The organism is Streptomyces sp. S3(2020) (genome assembly GCF_013044505.1).
Lineage (GTDB): Bacteria > Actinomycetota > Actinomycetes > Streptomycetales > Streptomycetaceae > Streptomyces.
Genome location: NZ_JABERD010000475.1, coordinates 1 through 2156, shown reverse-complemented (window position 1 = coordinate 2156; position 2156 = coordinate 1). Strand labels below are relative to the sequence as shown.

Annotated in this window: 2 protein-coding genes and 1 pseudogene; all 3 read right to left on the bottom strand. The window is 71.9% G+C overall.

Features of this window, described 5'->3' with window-relative positions:
- Positions 1-482 (bottom strand): annotated as a pseudogene (locus HLK59_RS49690) (phospho-sugar mutase); the annotation flags it as partial.
- A 234-nt stretch (positions 483-716) separates the two neighbouring features.
- Positions 717-1541 carry a purine-nucleoside phosphorylase gene (locus HLK59_RS49685; protein WP_171148276.1) on the bottom strand — a complete coding sequence of 275 codons (825 nt, stop codon included), beginning with the start codon at positions 1539-1541 and terminating at the stop codon, positions 717-719.
- A gap of 112 nt (positions 1542-1653) precedes the next feature.
- Entirely contained in the window at positions 1654-2091 is a 438-nt protein-coding gene (locus HLK59_RS49680) for a gamma-glutamylcyclotransferase (RefSeq protein ID WP_171148275.1), read from the bottom strand.
- Between the last annotated feature and the right edge of the window lie 65 nt (positions 2092-2156).

Sequence of the window (2156 nt, the reverse complement as noted above, 5' to 3'; positions counted from 1 at the left end):
CGGGGGTAGGCGTGGGGGCCGGGGTGGGGGGGGGGGTTGTGGCGCGCGGTGACCGCGGGGCGGGCGACGGCGCCGGGGGGCAGTAGGGCGAGGGGGGGGGGGGGGGGGGGGAGGGGTGGGGGGAGGACGGCCGCCCTGAGGCCCGCGCCGGTCATCACGGCCGCGGTGTCGCGGGCGAAGTCGGCGGACTTGTGGCGGGCGTCGTAGCCGATGACGACGAGGCCGCCCGTCTCGCCCTTTGCCTTGAGGTATGCGGCGAGGCCGGCGGCGGCGCGGATGACGACGCTGCGGTTCATGCGCATCGGTCCGGCGCCGAGTTCGCCCCTCAGGCCCGCCGTGCCGAACTGGAGGGTGCCGCTGAAACGGGCGGCGAGTTCGGTGACGTCTCCGGCCTCGATGAGCTTGCCGAGCTCGTCACGGGTCTCCGTGTCGGGGTCCTCGGCCAGCCATGCGGTGGCTCGTGCGATGAGATCGTCGTGCACGTCGGGTCAACCTCTCGTGTCGGTGTGCGGGTGAGTGGGGGTGCGGCTGGGACGGGTTCTCGCCCCCGCCGCCCTTACCCGTCCCATCCCTGGGGGCTGCGCCCCCAGACCCCCGCTGTCGGCCCTGAACGGGCCTCGTCCTCAAACGCCGGACAGGCTGAAAGATCCAGCCCCTCCGGCGTTTGAGGAGGATGGGACGGGTAGGGGCGGCGGGGGCGAGGAGAAGCCCTTCGGTTACAGCCTGCCCAGTACCTGGCCCAGCAGCGCGCCCATCTGGGTCGCGGAGTCGCGTCCGGCCTGGAGGACCTCTTCGTGGTTGAGGGGCTCGCCCGTCATGCCGGCCGCCAGGTTGGTCACCAGGGAGATGCCCAGCACTTCGGCACCCGCCTCGCGCGCGGCGATGGCTTCGAGGACCGTCGACATGCCCACCAGGTCCGCCCCGATCACGCGGGCCATGCGGATCTCCGCCGGCGTCTCGTAGTGCGGGCCGGGGAACTGGGCGTAGACACCCTCCTCCAGCGTGGGGTCGATCTCCTTGCACAGGGCGCGCAGCCGCGGCGAGTACAGGTCCGTCAGGTCCACGAAGTTCGCGCCGACGATGGGGGACGTCGCCGTGAGGTTGATGTGGTCGCTGATCAGGACCGGCTGCCCGGGGCGCATGCCCTCGCGGAGGCCACCGCAGCCGTTGGTGAGGACGATCGTCTTGCAGCCGGCCGCCACCGCCGTACGGACGCCGTGCGCGACGGCGGCCACACCACGGCCCTCGTAGTAGTGCGTGCGGCCCAGGAAGACCAGGGCCCGCTTCTCACCGATCTTGTACGAGCGGATCTTGCCGCCGTGCCCCTCCACCGCCGGCGGCGGGAATCCGGGCAGCTCGGTGACCTGGAACTCGGCGTCGGGAGCGCCGAGGGCGTCCACGGCCGGCGCCCAGCCGGAGCCCATCACGAGAGCGACGTCGTGGGTCTCGGCGCCGGTCAGTTCGCGCAGGCGCGCGGCGGCGGCGTCGGCGGCGGCATGCGGGTCGCCCTGGATGTCGTCCGGAAGAAGAGATGCGTTCACGCGGATGAGCGTAGCCGGTTCAGGCCTACGCGCGTAGATGACAGAGCGAACGGGATGACGATCGTTGTCTTGTCGTTTCCAACCAAGTCCGGCGAAAGGTGGGACACGAGAGCTAGCAGGGACGCTTGCGGAGTTCCATCACATAGTCGTGCGGCGCCCCCGCCGACTCCGCCGCGTCCGCGATCTCGCCGAGGTAGCGCGCCGAGGGCAGGCCCCCCTCGTACGCGTCGAGGACGTACAGCCAGGCCGACTCCTCGGTCTCCAGGGTGTGCACCCGGACCCGCATCCGGCGGTAGATGCCGAGGCCGACACCCTCCCAGCGGTCCATCGAGTCCTCGTCCGGCGGCGCGATGTCGTACAGCGCGACGAAGACCTGGGACTCGGGGTCCTCGACGATCGTCGCGAGCGCGCCGTCCCAGCCCATCTGCTCGCCGCCGAAGGTCAGCCGCCATCCGTTGAGCCAGCCGGTCGCGCGCATCGGCGAGTGCGGTGCGCGGCGGGTCATCAGCCGCGCGTCGAGGTTGCCGGCGTACGCGGCGTAGAGCGACATGGTGGAGAGGGTACGGCGAGGGACTGGCGGGGCTGGCCAGGGACTTCGGGATCGGTGTGTCCGAG

Bases quoted from the DNA above. Each gene is read 5' to 3' on its own strand.
- HLK59_RS49680 (WP_171148275.1), bottom strand. From the start codon at position 2,091: ATGTCGCTCTACGCCGCGTACGCCGGCAACCTCGACGCGCGGCTGATG.